Genomic DNA, 16,058 nt, shown 5'->3' with positions numbered 1-16,058 from the left:
CGATCCTTCCGGATCATTCCTTGGAGATCGTATAGACATAGTTGGTGTCGAAGCTCGGTCCGAGCTTCAGGCCCTTGAGCTTCGCGGAGTATCCCGCCACTTCCGTCTGCTGGAAGATGATGACGAACGGGCCTTTTTCGAGAACTTCCTTCTGGAGGTTCTGATAGATGGCGGCGCGTTTGGCATTATCCTTTTCCAGAAGTGCCGACTGCGTTTCCTTCGTCAACTCCGGAACGTCCCAGGCGTTACGCCAGGCAAGCGTCTTGTTCTTGCCTTCTTCGGAGTTGTCGTAGTTGATCGTGAAGGTCTCGGCATTCGAGTTCGGGTCGAAATAGTCCGAACCCCACTGGCCGATGTAGATATCGTGCGTGCGGGCGCGGTACTTGGTCAGCGTCTGCTTGCCGTCGCCGGGAATGATTTCCAGCTTGATGCCAGCCTGCGCCAGCGTCTGCTGTACGCTTTCGGCAATTCCGGTTACCGGCTGCGTGTTACGCACATCCATGGTCACGGTGAAGCCGTCCTTCAGGCCGGCCTTCGCCAGCAGTTCCTTGGCCTTGGCGACGTCGAGCTTGTATGGGTTCTCGTCAAGCGCGCCAAGCTGGCCCTTTGGCAGGAAGGTCTGATGGATTTCGCCGATGCCCTTGATGATCGTCGCGCCGATCGCGTCGTAGTCGACAAGATATTTAAAGGCCTCGACGACCTCAGGCTTCTTCAGGTTCTCGTTCTTCTGGTTGAGGCTGAAGTAATAAACGGTGCCCTTGGGCGCGGAGGTGACGGCAAGGCCTTCCTTCTTGGAAACGGCTTCCATATCACCCGGCTCGAGGTTGCGGGCAACGTCGATATCACCGTTTTCAAGCGCCAGGCGCTGGCCGGAGCTTTCCTTCATGTGACGATAGACCACGCGCTTCAACTTCGGCTTCTCACCGTAATAGTTGGGGTTGGCCTCCAGAATGACGGCTTCGTTGGCCTTCCAGCCAAGGATCTTGTAGGGGCCGGAACCGGCATAACCTGTTTTCAGGAACGCATTGCCGAAATCGGTGTCGTATTTGTAATCGGCGCTCGGCGTGACGGGCTTGGCCTTTTCGGTCACCAGCTTCTTGTCGACAACTGCGGCAACGGTCGCGGTCAGAACGTTCAGCACGAAGCTTGGTGCGTAGGGCTTGTCGACCGTCAGCACGAAGGTGTTGGCATCCGTCGCTTTCGCCTTCTCAGTGACGTTGTCGCCCTTGAGACCGAACTGCGTCAGAAGGAATGCTGGCGACTTGTCGAGCTTGATGGCACGTTCAAAGGAAAAGGCAACATCATCTGCCGTCACCGGATTGCCGGAGGCGAATTTCAGGCCGGTCTTCAGCTTGAAGGTATAGGTGAGACCGTCTTCAGAGGTCGTCCAGCTCTCGGCCAGATCGCCGATCACCTTGGACGTGTCGTTGAGATCGATGGAAACCAGCTTGCTGTAGGTGTTGCCGGTAACTTCAGCTGCCGAAAGCTCGAATGCCTCACCCGGATCGAGCGTGATGATGTCGTCGATGGCGAAACCTTCAACCAGCGTATCGGCCGGCGTGGCGGCAAAAGCGTGCGGCGCAGACAGCATCATCAGCGACAGAGCAGCGCTGGTGCTGAGGATACGCATGGACTTGTTGAGCGATTTGATCATAGGATCTCCCCTTTTGTTATGAGATTGATTTAGTTCGCTTTTATTTGCCTTCAGGCCGGCTCGTGCCAGGCCTGGGATAGGACGCGCAGCCAGTTTTCCCGGCATATTTTAGCAAGTTCTCCATCACCGTAGCCCGCCGATTTCAGCGCCGCAACCAGATTGTGGTTGCCGCTGGCATCGGCAACGCCAACGGGTACCGTCGCACCGTCGAAATCCGATCCGAGCGCCACGCAATCGACGCCCATACGCTCCACCATGTAGTCGATGTGGCGCACCATGTCGGAAAGCGGCGTGTCGGCAATGTCGCGCGCATCCGCCCGCAACATGGTGACCGCGTAGTTGAGGCCCACCAGACCGCCGCTCTCCTTGATGGCATCCATCTGCCGGTCAGTAAGATTGCGGGCGACGGGGGTGAGCGCATGTGCGTTGGAATGGCTGGCGATTAAAGGCTGGTTCGTGGTCTTCGCCACATCCCAGAAGCCCTTTTCGGTGATGTGGGCGAGATCGATGAGAATGCCGAGCCGGTTGCACTCCCTGACCAGCGCAAAACCGGCATCGGTGAGGCCGGGCGCGGTATCGGGCGACATTGGATAGGAGAAGGGAACGCCGTGACCGAAAATATTGTGCCGGCTCCAGACCGGACCGAGCGAGCGCAGGCCGGCGGCATAAAAAACCTCAAGCGCATCGAGATCGGCACCGATCGCCTCACAGCCTTCCATGTGCAGCACGGCCGCGAAAATATCCTCGGCAAAGGCCTTGCGGATATCGGCCGTCGAGCGGCAAAGGCGCCAGGCGCCGGCACGGTCAAGCCTGAGCGCGATCGCAGCCTTTTCCATCGCAATATCCAGCGAGGGCTGGCGTTCGAGCGGCGCCGCAAGCGGTGTATCGTAGTGGCCCTGCGCGTCCGGCTCCTGCAGGACCAGATCGCCGGAGGGAATGTAGATGGCGCAGATGCCGCCGCCGAGACCGCCTGCACGTGCACGCGGACCGTCGATATGGCCTTCGCGCGTGCCGTTCTTGAATTCAGCCACCGGATCGCCACCGGCCTTGCTGTTGCGCCACAACCGAAGCAGCACATCATTATGACCGTCGAACACTGCATGCATGTCAAGAAATTCCAGTAAGCGGCAAAACCAAAGGGGGCGGGCAGACGCCGGAATAACACCGCGCGAGAGCAAACCGGCGCATTTTTCGCCGACTGCTATAGTCTGTCAGAAACGATCTTAGGACGATCTCTCACGGCTCCGCAAGACGCAAATTAGGCAACGATGAAATTATCACCACTTGCCTTTTGCCGGGAATTGCGCAACGTCAAGCCTGCCAGCCGCCTTCGGCTTTTTTCAGCAGCGGCGTCGCGAAAACACCCCTCACCCGCTCCGGCCATTCCGGCCCGAAAGCAGCGATTTTTTGCACCCAGCGATCCGATTGCAGCATCGCAGCGCCGATTGCCACCGGCTTGATGCCGGATGAGGCGAGAAGCGAAAGACCTGAAATGATGGAACTGCCGCTGGAGATGACATCGTCCACCAGCACCACCCGCCTGCCCTCGATGAGTGGCAACATGCGCGGATCGATGTAAAGCCGTTTTTCCTGCTTGGTGGTGATGGAGGACATCGGCACCGATAGTTCCTCCAGATACCAGAATTTGCGCGAAGTGCCGAGCGGCACATATCGCGAATGGCCGAGGTGACGGGCAACGGCTGCGGCAAGCGTGAGCCCCAGAGTCGGCAGGCCGATCACGACATCTGGCTTGAGGGGGCGAAGCTTTTCCGCCAGGTCGGCGGCCAGCACTTCCAGCACGTCAAAAGAGGCCTGATTGACGATGAGCGAGGCGAGCGCATGTTCGCCATCCGCCAAGGGCCGGATCGGCAGGCAGATCTGCCGCCCGTCATCCAGCTCCGCCGGAAAGAAAGCCGAATGCGGGCCTGTCGTATCGAATGAACGGGGCGGAAGAACATCCTGCCAGAACTCATGCGGCGCGGCGGGGGATGATGCGGCGGGCGATGCGGATTGCGGCATCGGTTTTCCTTTCAGAAGCGGGACGGCAAAAGCGGAAGTGATTTTCATCCGCGCCATCCCCGTTCGGCATATCAGGCATTTCGACAACCGCAGGCATGCGGCGGGTTCATTTCATTGGGTTTTTCAGCTAGAAGGAAACAAAGCAACATGCATTCGGACAAGCCCACCTATGGCGTGGGTTTTCCCCATATTCAAGGACAAGCTACCCATGAGACTGCTGGACCGCATCGGTGAGGACCTGCCATTCCTGACGGAGCTTCGCCACGATCTCCACGCTCATCCGGAACTGGGCTTTGAAGAGGAGAGAACCAGCGCCATCGTCGCCGATCTTCTCGAAAGGGCGGGAGTGAAGGTGCATCGCGGCTTGGGCGGCACCGGCGTGGTCGGTACTTTGCAGGTGGGCAACGGCACCCGCAGCATCGGTCTTCGCGCCGACATGGATGCGCTGGCCATGCCGGAAATTCCCGACCGGCCCTATAAATCGAAGTTCCCCGGCAAGATGCATGCCTGCGGCCATGACGGCCACACCGCCATGCTGCTGGGCGCTGCGCGTTATCTCGCCAGTACCCGCGATTTTTCCGGCACCGTCCATTTCATCTTCCAGCCGGCCGAAGAAGGCCGTGGCGGCGCCAAAAAAATGGTTGAGGACGGGCTTTTCGACCTGTTTCCCTGCGATGCAGTTTATGGCCTGCACAACATGCCGGGGCTCGGAATCGATGAGATGGCCGTGGTGGAAGGACCGCAGCTTGCCTCTTCCGATAGCTGGCGCGTCACCTTCAGGGGCATCGGCACCCACGGCGCCAAGCCGCATCTCGGCCGCGATCCGGTAACGGCGGCGGGCACCTTCCTCGCTTCGCTGCAAAGCATCGTCGGCCGCGTCGTCGATCCGCTGCAACCTGCCGTCGTCAGTGCCTGCTCGGTGCAGGCGGGTGACCCCAAGGCGCTCAACGTCATTCCCGATATCGTCGAAATCGGCGGCACCGCACGCGCCTACGCGCCTGAGGTGCGCAGCCAGCTTGAAACGGAAATCGGCAGGCTCGCCAAGGGTACGGCGGCGATGTTCGGCATCGAGGCAAGCTATGAATTCATCCGCCGCATTCCGCCCGTCATCAACGATGCCGATGCGACGAAACGGGCGCTCCGAGCCGCCAAGACCGTCTTCGGCAACAAATCCCGCACCGCCTTCCCGCCCTCGACCGCCGGCGACGACTTCGCCTTTTTCGCGGGCGAGGCCCCCGGCTGCTACGTCTGGCTCGGCAATGGCCCGGCGGTGGACGGCGCGCTGCACCACAACACCTCCTACGACTTCAACGACGCGGCAATCGTTCCCGGCGTCGCTTTCTGGGCAACACTGGTGGAGCAGGAACTGGCGGCGGAGTAAAAACGGCCGGATGCATCGGCGATGGCCGCTCAGACGCGCCGCGCGCTCGGACCGGCAAGGCTGGCGAAAATTCCGGCAAGCGCGCAGCCGGCGGTGATGGCCATGATGCCGGGCCAGCCGGCATGGATCCAGAACCAGCCACCGATCCAGCCGGTGATGCTCGCTCCGCAATAATAAAACAGCAGATAAAGCGCGGAAGCATGGCTTTTGGCGCCTCCCGCATTGGCACCCACACCACTGCTGGCAGCCGAATGCCCAATGAAAAATCCGACGGTTATCGCCGCAATCCCCGCCACGATGAGGATGATGCTTGAGGCGAAGGTCAGCAGGATACCGGCAAGGATGGTGGAAAAGGCAACCACCAGCATGATCCGCCGGCTGAACCGGTCGACCAGAGCACCGCCATAGGAGGAAGCGACGATACCCAGGGCAAAGGTCAGGAAGATCATGCTGACGGCGGTTCGGCCCAATTCGTAAGGCGGCGCGACGAGGCGAAAGGCGCAATAGTTGAAAACGGTGGTGAACACGCTCGTCAGCATCGCGCCAAGGAAATAGAACCGCCGAAGTTCAGGATTTCCAAGATGTTGCGCCCATATTCTCAGATGATTTTTCAGCGGCATGTGCTGCGGCCGGAAATTCCGCGAGGGCGGAAGAAGCAGCAGGAAGCCGATGGCCGCAAGGATGCAGACCGCCCCCAGTGCATACATTGCGACCTGCCAGGACGTATAGGCGGACACCAGCCCCATGCCGACACGCCCGGCCATGGAGCCGAAGGCCGTGCCGCCGACATAAAGCCCCATCGCCTTGCCGAGACTGGAAGGTTCGATCTCCTCGGCAAGATAAGCCATGGCGACGGCGGGAACGCCGCCGAGCACGAACCCTTCCAGCGCGCGGGCGGCGAGCAGCCATGCCCAACCTTCCGTGCTTGCTGCAATGATATTGGCGATAGCGGCCAGCATCATCGAAACGAACATCAGATTTCGGCGGGTGAAGAGCTGGGCAAAAGCACCGCTGAGAAGAATGGCGAAGGCCAGCGTTCCCGTCGTCAGCGACAGGGCGAGCGATGCGGTTGCGGGGTTTATGCCGAATTCCGCCGGAAATTCCGGCAGCAGCGGCTGCACGCAATAAATCAGCGAAAAGCTGGCGAAGCCGGCCAGAAAGAGCGCCCAACTCGCCCGGCGAAACTGGCGGCTTCCCTGCCGGATCCAGAGCACATCCGGCGGCTCCTCCGTCATGACGATCGGCGGGGTGAAATCCTGTTTTTTGAGCTGGCGCATCGGGTTTGTCCTTTTCGCTCCCAGCTATAGCGCAGCTCCGTCTTTCATTCTAATATATGGAATGCGTTCCTGTCATATCTGGATCTAATATCATGGAACTCAGGCACATCCGCTATTTTCTGGCCATCGCCAATGAAGGCAGCTTCACGCGGGCGGCAGAACATCTGGGAATCGCGCAGCCGCCGCTCAGCCAGCAGATAAAGGTTCTGGAACAGGAAATCGGCGTGCGGCTATTCCGGCGTCTCGCGCATGGCGCGGAACTAACGCCGGCGGGTCATGCGTTTCGCATCGCGGTGGCCCATATTCCGCATCAGGTGAGCGAAGGTATCCGGCTTGCACGCAGGGCGGCGGCCGGTGAAACCGGTATCCTGAGAATAGGCGTTACCGGCACGGCGGCGCTCAACCCTCTGGTTCCGGCCTGCATCCGCACTTACAGACGCAAATACCCTGACGTAGAACTTCAGGTGATGGAGGCAGCTGCTCTCGCACTGACGCCGGCCCTACTTGAAGATCGGCTGGACGTGGCGCTGCTGCGCCCCTCACAATCCGACCCTGATACGTTGCTCGAGGAAGTGCTCACTGACGAACCGCTTCTGGTCGCCCTGCCGGCATCCCATCCACTCGCGCGGCGCGGAACCGCCATAGACCTGATGGAACTGCGCGACGACCCTTTCATTCTGACGCCACGCAGCATCGGCACCAGCCTTCACGATGCATCGATAAAAGCCTGCGAGGAGGCTGGATTCACGCCGCGTCTCGGGCCGGCTGCACCGCAAATCGTCTCGATATTGTCGCTGGTCGCGGCCGAACTCGGGGTTTCCCTCGTTCCGGAATCCGTCGCACAAGTCAAAATGCACAACATCGTCCTGCTGCCCTCCAGCGGTCCGCCGCCACAGCTTTCCATATCGCTCGCCTATCGGCGCGGAACGACATCGCCCGTGGTGAAGAATTTCGTGATGGCAGCGCGCATTGCCGCGCGTGAAACACAGACGCCTGACGGGCCCAAGGTGGAATAAATCGCAGCCCGCAGATGCGAACCGCCGCTATTCGAGAACCGCAATCACCGGGCTTTCCATCACCTTGCCCGTAAGCACATCGGCAATGCCCATATCCGTCTGGTGCGGGCCGATGTTGCAGGCGAGCGTGGCACCGAAACAGGCCTTGAAGACGAGATAGGGCGGTTGCCACTCCACCACCTTGCCAACGGCGGTGCGCAATTCCTCGAAAGCCTGTGCTACGTCTTCAAGCGGCGCATCGGAAACGAGGCCGGAGAGCGGCAGGGGTAGAAGCGCGGTCACCTTACCCTCAGAGGCGACAGCCATGCCGCCGCCTGTCGCAATCACCGAATTGGCGGCCAGCGCCATGTCTTCGGCATTACCGCCGAAGACAGTGAGGTTGTGGCTGTCATGCGAGACGGTGGTGGCGAATGCGCCGTTCCAGCGTCCCCAACCGGTAAGGAAGCCGGTCCTGGTAACTGGCTCGGCCTTGCCGTGGCGGTGGGTGACGGAAATCATCGTGGCGCCTTCGGGGGGAACGACGAAACCATCCTTCACCTCGGCTTCCGCCTCGCCCCATTGCGTGAAGCGTGGGCGGTCGATGGTGGCAAGGCGCACCCTTGCGCCCTCGCAGGCAACCCGGAAATCATCGGCTGCGCGCAGCGGCAGCTTCATCGAGCCTTCGAGCGCCGCCGCATCGCAGGCTGGAATGTCGACGAGCATATGCCCGGCTTCCGCAACCGCCCTGCCACCGGCCAAGACATGACGGGCTGAAAAACCACTCAAATCCTCGAAAACGACGATATCGGCGCGGCGACCGGCGGCGATGAGGCCGAGATCGGCACGGCCGAGCCGTTGCGCGGCGTTGAGGGTCGCGGCGCGCAACGCCCATTCGGGCCTCAGCCCGTAACCGACGAGCCGGCGCACCACATCATCCAACCCGCCGCCCTGCAACAGATCGTCCGGGAAAACATCGTCAGTGCAGAGCGTCAGCGTCTGCGGCAGGTGGCCGAGCGCATTCAGCGCCTCCACAAATTCCGGCAGCAGATGATCGTGCGAGCCGCGCAGCTCGATGGTCAACCCCGCCCGAAGCTTCGCCATCAGGTCTTCAGCCGAGACCAGCTCGTGATCGGAAGAAACGCCTGCCACCATGAAGGCGTTGAGATCGGCGTCCTTCAGGCCGCGCGCATGGCCACAGATGAGCTTTTCCGAGACAAGACCGGCCTGTACGATGCCACTCATCCGCGGATCGCGGTCGATGACGCCGCGCATGTTCATGATTTCCGCAACCCCGCCAATCTGCGGCCATGACAGGATATCAGCGAGAATTCCGGCATCGAAATCAGCGCCGCCGCGCTCCAGCCCCGGTGCTGATGGCACTGAAGAGGGTGCAAGCAGAATGGCGCGCAGCGGCAGGTTTTCGATGGATTTCGCCGCCCAGCGCACCCCTTCGACACCATGGACATTGCCGAATTCATGCGGGTCCCAGACGATAGTGGTGACGCCGCGGGCAACCACTGCTGCCGCATAGGCAGCGGGCGTTATCATCGAACTTTCGATGTGCATATGCGTGTCGATCAGGCCGGGCGAGACAAAGGCGCCCGACGCGTCGACGAGCTGCGCTGCATCGCTGCGGCTTGCCGGTTCGTGAACGCTGGCGATTAGCGGACCGACAATGCCGATATCAGCGGCGCGAAGCTCCCCCGTCACCACATCCACCAGCGTTCCGCCAGTAATGAGAACATCGAAAGCCGCATCGCCGCGCGCAGCGGCAACCGCGCGGGCGCGCAGCGCATCGTCGTTAAGATCGACCGGCTCGCGTATCGGGGATTGTGCACTCATCGGGCAGCCTCGCGGCGCAACGCCTCGAGAACCGCAGCCTTTGCCGCTTCGGCATTCACGGTGTCGGCGAAATGCGCGTTGAAGGCGGCAACCTTGTCGGCACGCGGCTCAACCACCGTTCGCCCGCGCGTTAGCGCCGCGTGAAGCTCGACATCGATCCGCGTATGGCGCCAGCCAAGCAGCTCGGAGGTGAAGCCGACAGCGGCAACGGGATCGTAAAGCGCCATGGCCGGTCTGCCGCGTCTCGTGGCGATGCCGATGAAACCTTCCAACAGGTCGGCAATCAGGCCGGCGTTTTTGCCGCCAGCATTTCGGATCGGCAGCACATCGGCTGGCGAGGCGGTGACCTTGCGGCAGGCGTCCAGATCGACCATGCGCAGCGGCAGGTCATGGGAAAGCACGATGGCCAGCGCTTCCGGATCGGCAAAGGCGTTGAATTCGGCAGATGCGGTGTGGTTGCCGCTCGTCACGCCGCCACCCATCCAGGTCAGATCGGAAATTTTCGCGACAAGATCGGGCCGGGCAAGGCAAAGGGCGGCGATGTTGGTAAGCGGGCCGAGCGCGAGGATACGCTTTTCGCCTGCCCCCTCAAGCCAGCCGCACAGCGCAGTGAAAGCGTCGCTTTGCGGCAGAGCGGGCGCATCCGGCAGGCTAAGGCCGACGGTCGGAATGCCGCTGTCACCCAGAATGCATTGTGCGGTTTCGAGCGCGCCAAGGACGGGTTTGGCACGGCCCTGATGGAGCGGCATGGACCAGCCGAAGGCGGCGACCGCGCCTGCGGCGTTGCTGCAGACAACATCCAGCGTCGCATTGCCGAAGACCAGCGAAATGCCGTCTATGGCAAGGCCTGCCGATTGCACCACCATGATGGCGGCGATATCGTCAAAGCCCATATCGGTATCGATCCACACACCCATGATCAGCCAAACACCTTGAGGCTTGCCGCCTTTTCGACCGGAAGGTCGAAGGCGAGCGTATCACCGATCGTATGGGCGGTCAGCGCAGCATCGGTCTCCGCCTTGATGGGACCAAGCAGCGTATCCAGCAGGTACTCACGGGTATTTCCGGCAAAGGATGTGCCGCGCACGGTTCCCTGGAAAGGACCTGAACCAAGGGTGACCATGCGCGGCCGCCAGGCCAGTCCAGATGCTGAAGGGACTGGTCCGGTAAGCGGTGTTGTGCCGTTTTCGGTTTTCAACGCGCCGCCTTCCAGCGCGAAGATGTTTTCAAAGCCGACGAAATCCGCCACGAAGGCGGAAACCGGCGCATTATAGATCTCTTCCGGTGTACCGATCTGCTCAATCTTGCCGCCCTTCATGACGACAATACGGTCGGCCAATGCGAGCGCCTCGATCTGGTCATGGGTGACGAAGATCATCGTCACACCGGTTTCCTTCTGCACGCGCTGCAATTCGGTGCGCATTTCAAGCCTGAGGCGCGCATCAAGGTTGGAGAGCGGCTCGTCGAGCAGCAGCACCTTCGGCTCCATGACCATGGAGCGCGCCAGCGCCACGCGCTGCTGCTGGCCGCCGGAAAGCTCGGCCGGCTTGCGCGATGCGAAGTTCGACAATCCCACGGACTTCAGACCGGAGGCGACCTTGTCATCAAGCGCCTTGCCGTTCATGCCCTTGAGTTTCAGGCCGAAGGCGACGTTTTCGTAAACCGTCAGGTGCGGAAACAGCGCATAGGACTGAAACACCAGCCCGACGGCGCGCTTGTTGGCGGCGACGCGGGTGATATCGGAGCCGTCGAGATCGATGCGCCCGCCCGCCACCGGCATCAGCCCGGCAATGGCGCGCATCGTGGTGGTCTTGCCACAGCCGGAAGGACCGAGCAGCGCGAGAAGTTCACCCTTGCGGATATCGAGGTCGAGATCCTTGACGGCGATGCTGTTGCCGTAGGCGAGCGAGACTTTTTGGAGCGAAAGGTAATTTGCGTCAGACATAACGGGAGAACCCCAGAAAACGTTCGGCCAGGAAGACGATGCCGATGGAAAGGAAGGCGAGCAGCGATGAGAGTGCAGCGACAGACGGATCGAAAACGATCTCCATGTAGCCCAGCATATCGATGGGCAGCGTACGCACGCCCGGACCCGACAGGAACAGCGACACGGGCACCTGATTGAAACTCGTCACGAAACCGAGGATGAAGGCCGACAGGATGCCGCCGCGAATATTGGGCAGCACTACACGAAAAAATGCGCCAAACCGCGACGAGCCGAGCAGCACCGCCGCCTCCTCGATATCCGAACGCAGATTGTTGAGGCTGGCCGAAACCACCCGTACCGCATAGGGCAGGATGAGCGCCGTGTGCGCGAGAAACAGGGCAAGCGTGATGCCGATGCCGAAGGGAACGACGAAATAGCGCAGCAGCGCCAGACCGACGATGATACCCGGCACGATGATCGGCGCCGAAACGATCGTGCGCACGGTTTCCGCAAAGGGCAGCTTGTAGCGCGACATGGCGTAGGAAGCGGGAATACCGAGGACGAGCGCCGTGAATGTGCCGCCGATGGCGAGGAACATCGACATCGCGAAGCTTTCACGGAAACTTTCGACGGTGAAGACCTTCGCGATCCATTTCAGTGAAAAGCCCTGCGGCGGAAAGGCGAGCGTGTCGCCGGCCGAAAACGAGGCCGCAACGATGATGAGGAACGGCCCGATCAGGAAGCCGACAACGAGCAGGAGCGTGAGCGGAATGAAGAGCTGCCGGGTCATTTCTTGTTCCTTGCGGTGGCGATGCGCTTCAGCAGGATATTGGCGGCAAAGCTCATGACGATCAGGATGAAAGCGATGACGCTGGCGGCGACGAAATTGTTGGAGACCGTCACCTGCTGATAGAGCAGGGTTTCCAGCATCAGCACCTTGGAGCCGCCGAGAATGGCCGGCGTGATATAGGCCGTGAGCGAACCGGTGAAGACCAGCGTGCCGCCGACAACAAGCCCCTCCTTGGTGAGCGGCAGGATGACCTTCCAGAACACCTGCAGCCAGTTTGCGCCGAGAACGCGGGCGGCTGCGATCGTATCCTTGGGCATATTCTCCAGCGCACTGATGAGGGAAATGATCATCAATGGCAGGAACAATTGCAGAAGGCCGATGAAAACAGCCGTTTCGGAAAACAGTATACGGATCGGCGCATCGCTCAGTCCTACCGCCTGAAGCGCCTGGTTGACGATGCCGGTTCTTCCGAGAATGACGATCCAGGCATAGGTTCGGGCAACCGGCGAGATCATCAGCGGCAAGACGACCAGATTGACGACATGTCCTTTCGCGCCCTGCGACAGATTGACGATGGCGAAAGCCGCCGCATAACCCACCACCGCAGATACGATGGTGACGAGTGCGCCAAGCTTCAGGGTGCGCAGGAAAACCGCCCTGTTCAGCGGATCGGAGAAGAAATCGGCGTAAGCGGACAATGTCCAGCCGTCAGTGGTGTGAAAGCCTTCCGACAGGAGCATGAAGACCGGCACAAGAAAGACCGCCGCCGCGAAAATAGCGGCGGGCAAGGCAAGCGCCAGCGCTTCGGCCCGGTTCTGAAACATCGCTTTATTCCCTGAACGGCCTGCGGCCGATTGTTACTGCAAGCGGCCAGGGCCAGCTTGCGGAATTGAGAGGTGGAAAAGCGGTCAGGGGACGACCAAACCGCTTTTCCGGGAATGGAGCCGCCCTTTCGGACGTTTTAAATGCCCCATTCCAAACCTTGATAAGGACTTACTGACCGACCTTGGCGTTCCACTCCGACAGCCACTTGTCACGGTTGTCGAGCGTCACGGCGGAAGGAATGAGCTGCAGGCTTTTTGCGGTTTCGTCGCCATAGGTGATGTTGTTCGCCACCTCGTCGGACACCTTGACTTCCTTGTTGGTCGGGCTGTCCACGAGCTTTTCGGCCAGCGCCTTCTGAACGTCGGTCGAGAGCCAGAAATCCATGAACTGCAGCGCCAGATCTTCGTTCTTCGTGCCCTTTGGCACCACGAGCACGTTCATGCCGCCGGTCTGGCCTTCCTTGGGGGTTGCCCAGGCAAGCGGCAGATCGAGCTTGGTAAAGGGCGCCCAGGAGAAGCGGCCGATGGGGGCGGCCCAGATTTCTTCCTGCTGCATGAGCTGCACCAGCTGCGACGATTTCACGTAGAACGTGACGATATCGTCCTTCTTTTCGCCCACGGCTTCGATAGCGCCAGCAAGATCAGGCGTATCCTTGCCGATGGCCTTGCCCAGCATGTAAAGCGCCGGCGGGCCCTGATTGGTAGTGACATTCGGGAAAGCGACGTGGTCGACGATGCCGTCCTTCAAAAGATCGGCCCAGCTATCGATCTTCATCTTGTCTGTGCGGTAAACGATTGACGTGGCGTAGAAATTGACGCCAACGCTCATGCCGTCGCCATTCGGATCCTTGGCGATATCATAGAGCTTGCCGATATTCGGCACCTTGGCGGCATCGATCTTCTGGATCAGGTCCTTGCGGGTGGCGGAAAGCGCATCCGCCATGGAAACAATGGCGAGATCGACCACCGGATTGGCCTTGTTGGCCTCCATCTTGGCGAGGCGCTCAACGCTGTTGCCGGTCTCGACGACCAGCTTGCAGCCGCATTGCTTTTCGAACGGTGTATAGACCAGTTCCTTGAATTCGTCCTGCGCGAAGGCGTAGACCGAGATCGTCAGCGTCTTGTCCTGCGCCTGCGCGGCACCCATCGCCAGCATCAGGGCGGTGCCCGATGCAAGAATGATTTTTTTCATGGTGTGAGTTCTCCTGCTGTCGTGTTTTTGGCTTCAATCGCATCATGCTTTTTTTCGCCGGTGGAGCCGCGCATGATCAGCGCCATCGGTACTTTCGAGATTTCTGCCGTGACCTCGGTAGCTATGCCGTTTTCGAAGCCCGCCTCGCCATCGATCGCGCGCAACAGCGCATCCACGGCCAGATCGGCGATGCGGCGCATATCCATGCGCATCGTCGTCAGCGGCGGCGTCACCACGGCGGAGAAAATCAGATCGTCGAAGCCGGTGACACTCGCCTCTTCCGGCACCTCGATGCCCTCGCGCTGCAATTCAGTGAGCGCGCGCAACGCATGCAGGTCGGATACGGCAGCAAAGGCAGTGAAACCATCCCTCACCTTTTCGGTAAGGCCGAGACGGCAACCCGCACCATCCGCCTTTTCAATGGCGTCTACCCACAGCGTCTCCGTGACGCAGGCCTTGCCCAAACCATCGCGAATGCCGCCGAGTCGGTCGTTCTGCACATTTGAGTCGCGGTTCTTGCCGATCAGCACCACCTTGTCGTGTCCGAGGGCTGCCAGATATTCGCCGATCTGCCGGCCGCCATCCCAGTGGTCAGCGGCCACGGTGTTTCCGGGCGTCGAGGGGCTGTCGATCACCGCCACTGGGCAATCGACATCCGCGATACGCGTGCCGCGGCGGGGAACGACGACCATGCCATCCACTCCACGCTCGATCAGCCGGTTGATGGCGTCCGTCTGCATGGCGATCTCGCCGCGCGAGTCGGCGATCAAAACACCATAACCGGCATTGACGGCTGCCTTTTCGATGGCCTGCGCGATCTGTGGGAAGAGTGGATTGGCGATATCCGGCAGCACCAGCCCGAGAACTCCTGACCTGCCGGTGCGCAGCGCCCTGCCCGCCGAACTCGGCACATAACCAAGTTCGCTTGCGGTCTTGCGGATGCGCTCCACCAGTTCCGGCGAAACACGGCCCTTGCCCGACAGCGCATTGGACACGGTTGCAACCGACACGCCGAGTGCCGCTGCTATCGCGCTCAGATTGGTGGCAGGCCGTGAAGACGCCATGATGGTCCGAAAGGGCTGATTAAACGTTTAATCAAGATAATCGACCAAAACCGTCCTGTCGAGTCCGGCCAGAGACAAAACCGGGCAAAAATCGAGGCACGAACTCTAAATGCCCGAAAAAAGTGCGCTTATTTTTCCAGTGGCAGATTGCCCGCGGCACGATAGGCCTCCACCTGCCGTACCAGCCAGTCGCGAAACAGCACGACTGGAACGTGGTTGGCACGGGATAGCGGCGCGACCGCATAATAGGAACTCGGGCTTTTGGCCTGATGATCGTAGGCTTTCACCAGTTGCCGCGATTTCAGTTCGTTATCGATCAGGAAAAGCGGCATCAAAGCCACGCCAAGTCCGGCGATACAGGCCTGTGCCACGCTGGAAAACTGCTCGAACCGCATGCCCTGCGGCAAGGCAAGCGAATGGCCGAGGCTCTCGAACCAGTGGCTCCAGGCACCCGGCCGCGAGGCCATGTGCAGCAGAGGCAGGCCGGCAATATCCTCACCCTTTTCGACCGGATGCGCCTTCAGGAATTCGGGGCTGCATACCGGCGCAACCATCTCATGCATTAGAAAGGTGCTTTCCGCCCCCGGCCAATCCGCCTGCCCGATGTGGATCGCCATATCCAGTTGCTCACGCTCGAAGTCGAACTGGCCGATGCGGGTGGCGAAATTGATGGTGATTTCCGGATGGCTGGAGACGAAATCAGGAATGCGCGGCAGAAGCCAGCGGGTGCCGAATGTCGGCAACATCGCTAGATTGAGCGTATTGCCATGCGTTTTGGTCATGATCTGCAACGAGGCGGCACGTATCTCGCCAAGGGCTGCGGCAATCGATTTCGCGTAAGCACCACCCTCGGTCGTCAGTGACACTCCACGCGCGCCGCGCTCGAACAGGCGCACCCCAAGCTGTTCTTCCAGTGACATAACCTGACGGCTGATCGCCCCTTGCGTCAAGGCAAGTTCATCGGCAGCCGCTGAAAAGCTGCCAAGCCGGGCAACGGAATCAAAGGCGGCAAGCGCACTGGTGGAGGGCAGGAGTTTGCGGCTGAGAGACGTCATGAGCCATTACTATATGTAATGCAAAAATGAGTAAACAT

General features: G+C 60.5%; 14 protein-coding genes. 2 read left to right on the top strand and 12 right to left on the bottom strand.

Annotated features, from left to right (window positions below; all coding sequences use genetic code 11):
* Positions 1 to 13 precede the first annotated feature (13 nt).
* The 3 genes from AC1DCP_RS21095 to AC1DCP_RS21085 all read right to left on the bottom strand — a co-directional run bounded on the left by AC1DCP_RS21095 (position 14) and on the right by AC1DCP_RS21085 (position 3,673).
* A complete protein-coding gene (locus AC1DCP_RS21095; RefSeq protein WP_003518100.1) occupies positions 14 to 1,654 on the bottom strand; it encodes an ABC transporter substrate-binding protein in 1,641 nt (546 codons plus the stop codon).
* Positions 1,655 to 1,704: 50 nt separating this feature from the next.
* Positions 1,705 to 2,760, bottom strand: a complete 1,056-nt coding sequence (locus AC1DCP_RS21090) for a dipeptidase (RefSeq protein WP_112959874.1) — start codon at positions 2,758 to 2,760, stop codon at positions 1,705 to 1,707.
* Positions 2,761 to 2,965: 205 nt separating this feature from the next.
* Entirely contained in the window at positions 2,966 to 3,673 is a 708-nt protein-coding gene (locus AC1DCP_RS21085; protein WP_065658508.1) for a phosphoribosyltransferase, read from the bottom strand.
* Between the two features lie 208 nt (positions 3,674 to 3,881).
* Here AC1DCP_RS21085 and AC1DCP_RS21080 point away from each other — a divergent pair, with 208 nt between their 5' ends.
* Complete coding sequence (locus AC1DCP_RS21080) at positions 3,882 to 5,054, top strand: M20 aminoacylase family protein (protein WP_065705843.1); 1,173 nt, start codon at positions 3,882 to 3,884, stop codon at positions 5,052 to 5,054.
* A 29-nt stretch (positions 5,055 to 5,083) separates the two neighbouring features.
* Here AC1DCP_RS21080 and AC1DCP_RS21075 read toward each other — a convergent pair whose 3' ends face one another.
* Entirely contained in the window at positions 5,084 to 6,331 is a 1,248-nt protein-coding gene (locus tag AC1DCP_RS21075) for an MFS transporter (protein ID WP_003518104.1), read from the bottom strand.
* Between the two features lie 92 nt (positions 6,332 to 6,423).
* Between AC1DCP_RS21075 and AC1DCP_RS21070 the strand changes: the two genes are divergently transcribed.
* A complete protein-coding gene (locus AC1DCP_RS21070) occupies positions 6,424 to 7,347 on the top strand; it encodes a LysR family transcriptional regulator (RefSeq protein WP_003518105.1) in 924 nt (307 codons plus the stop codon).
* Positions 7,348 to 7,374: 27 nt separating this feature from the next.
* On the opposite strand, the gene AC1DCP_RS21065 is transcribed toward AC1DCP_RS21070, so the two are convergent.
* The 8 genes from AC1DCP_RS21065 to AC1DCP_RS21030 form a co-directional block, all read right to left on the bottom strand.
* On the bottom strand, positions 7,375 to 9,168 hold the full coding sequence (locus AC1DCP_RS21065; RefSeq protein WP_476774607.1) for an adenine deaminase: 1,794 nt from the start codon (positions 9,166 to 9,168) through the stop codon (positions 7,375 to 7,377).
* Positions 9,165 to 10,085 carry a nucleoside hydrolase gene (locus AC1DCP_RS21060; protein WP_112959876.1) on the bottom strand — a complete coding sequence of 307 codons (921 nt, stop codon included), beginning with the start codon at positions 10,083 to 10,085 and terminating at the stop codon, positions 9,165 to 9,167. Before AC1DCP_RS21060 ends, AC1DCP_RS21065 begins: the two co-directional genes overlap by 4 nt.
* Before the next feature lie 2 nt (positions 10,086 to 10,087).
* Entirely contained in the window at positions 10,088 to 11,113 is a 1,026-nt protein-coding gene (locus tag AC1DCP_RS21055) for an ABC transporter ATP-binding protein (RefSeq protein WP_112401740.1), read from the bottom strand.
* Positions 11,106 to 11,885, bottom strand: a complete 780-nt coding sequence (locus AC1DCP_RS21050) for an ABC transporter permease (RefSeq protein WP_003504740.1) — start codon at positions 11,883 to 11,885, stop codon at positions 11,106 to 11,108. The genes AC1DCP_RS21055 and AC1DCP_RS21050 overlap by 8 nt, the downstream gene beginning before the upstream one ends.
* Positions 11,882 to 12,709: an ABC transporter permease gene (locus AC1DCP_RS21045; RefSeq protein ID WP_003504739.1), complete on the bottom strand. Its 828-nt coding sequence runs from the start codon at positions 12,707 to 12,709 to the stop codon at positions 11,882 to 11,884. Before AC1DCP_RS21045 ends, AC1DCP_RS21050 begins: the two co-directional genes overlap by 4 nt.
* 169 nt (positions 12,710 to 12,878) lie before the next feature.
* Entirely contained in the window at positions 12,879 to 13,901 is a 1,023-nt protein-coding gene (locus AC1DCP_RS21040; protein ID WP_111788723.1) for an ABC transporter substrate-binding protein, read from the bottom strand.
* Positions 13,898 to 14,965 (bottom strand): LacI family DNA-binding transcriptional regulator, encoded by a 1,068-nt coding sequence (locus AC1DCP_RS21035; protein WP_111788722.1) that lies wholly within the window; start codon positions 14,963 to 14,965, stop codon positions 13,898 to 13,900. The genes AC1DCP_RS21040 and AC1DCP_RS21035 overlap by 4 nt, the downstream gene beginning before the upstream one ends.
* 128 nt (positions 14,966 to 15,093) lie before the next feature.
* Positions 15,094 to 16,020: a LysR family transcriptional regulator gene (locus AC1DCP_RS21030; RefSeq protein ID WP_003518111.1), complete on the bottom strand. Its 927-nt coding sequence runs from the start codon at positions 16,018 to 16,020 to the stop codon at positions 15,094 to 15,096.
* Positions 16,021 to 16,058 lie beyond the last annotated feature (38 nt).

The sequence above is a fragment of the Agrobacterium sp. 10T429 genome, from assembly GCF_056393925.1.
The sequence above is the reverse complement of the archived record's forward strand: the minus strand, read 5'-3'. Positions and strand labels throughout refer to the sequence as shown.

Coding starts and splice junctions, on each gene's coding strand:
- AC1DCP_RS21095 (WP_003518100.1), bottom strand. CDS start 1,654: ATGATCAAATCGCTCAACAAGTCCATGCGTATCCTCAGCACCAGCGCT.
- AC1DCP_RS21090 (WP_112959874.1), bottom strand. CDS start 2,760: ATGCATGCAGTGTTCGACGGTCATAATGATGTGCTGCTTCGGTTGTGG.
- AC1DCP_RS21085 (WP_065658508.1), bottom strand. CDS start 3,673: ATGCCGCAATCCGCATCGCCCGCCGCATCATCCCCCGCCGCGCCGCAT.
- AC1DCP_RS21080 (WP_065705843.1), top strand. CDS start 3,882: ATGAGACTGCTGGACCGCATCGGTGAGGACCTGCCATTCCTGACGGAG.
- AC1DCP_RS21075 (WP_003518104.1), bottom strand. CDS start 6,331: ATGCGCCAGCTCAAAAAACAGGATTTCACCCCGCCGATCGTCATGACG.
- AC1DCP_RS21070 (WP_003518105.1), top strand. CDS start 6,424: ATGGAACTCAGGCACATCCGCTATTTTCTGGCCATCGCCAATGAAGGC.
- AC1DCP_RS21065 (WP_476774607.1), bottom strand. CDS start 9,168: ATGAGTGCACAATCCCCGATACGCGAGCCGGTCGATCTTAACGACGAT.
- AC1DCP_RS21060 (WP_112959876.1), bottom strand. CDS start 10,085: ATGGGTGTGTGGATCGATACCGATATGGGCTTTGACGATATCGCCGCC.
- AC1DCP_RS21055 (WP_112401740.1), bottom strand. CDS start 11,113: ATGTCTGACGCAAATTACCTTTCGCTCCAAAAAGTCTCGCTCGCCTAC.
- AC1DCP_RS21050 (WP_003504740.1), bottom strand. CDS start 11,885: ATGACCCGGCAGCTCTTCATTCCGCTCACGCTCCTGCTCGTTGTCGGC.
- AC1DCP_RS21045 (WP_003504739.1), bottom strand. CDS start 12,709: ATGTTTCAGAACCGGGCCGAAGCGCTGGCGCTTGCCTTGCCCGCCGCT.
- AC1DCP_RS21040 (WP_111788723.1), bottom strand. CDS start 13,901: ATGAAAAAAATCATTCTTGCATCGGGCACCGCCCTGATGCTGGCGATG.
- AC1DCP_RS21035 (WP_111788722.1), bottom strand. CDS start 14,965: ATGGCGTCTTCACGGCCTGCCACCAATCTGAGCGCGATAGCAGCGGCA.
- AC1DCP_RS21030 (WP_003518111.1), bottom strand. CDS start 16,020: ATGACGTCTCTCAGCCGCAAACTCCTGCCCTCCACCAGTGCGCTTGCC.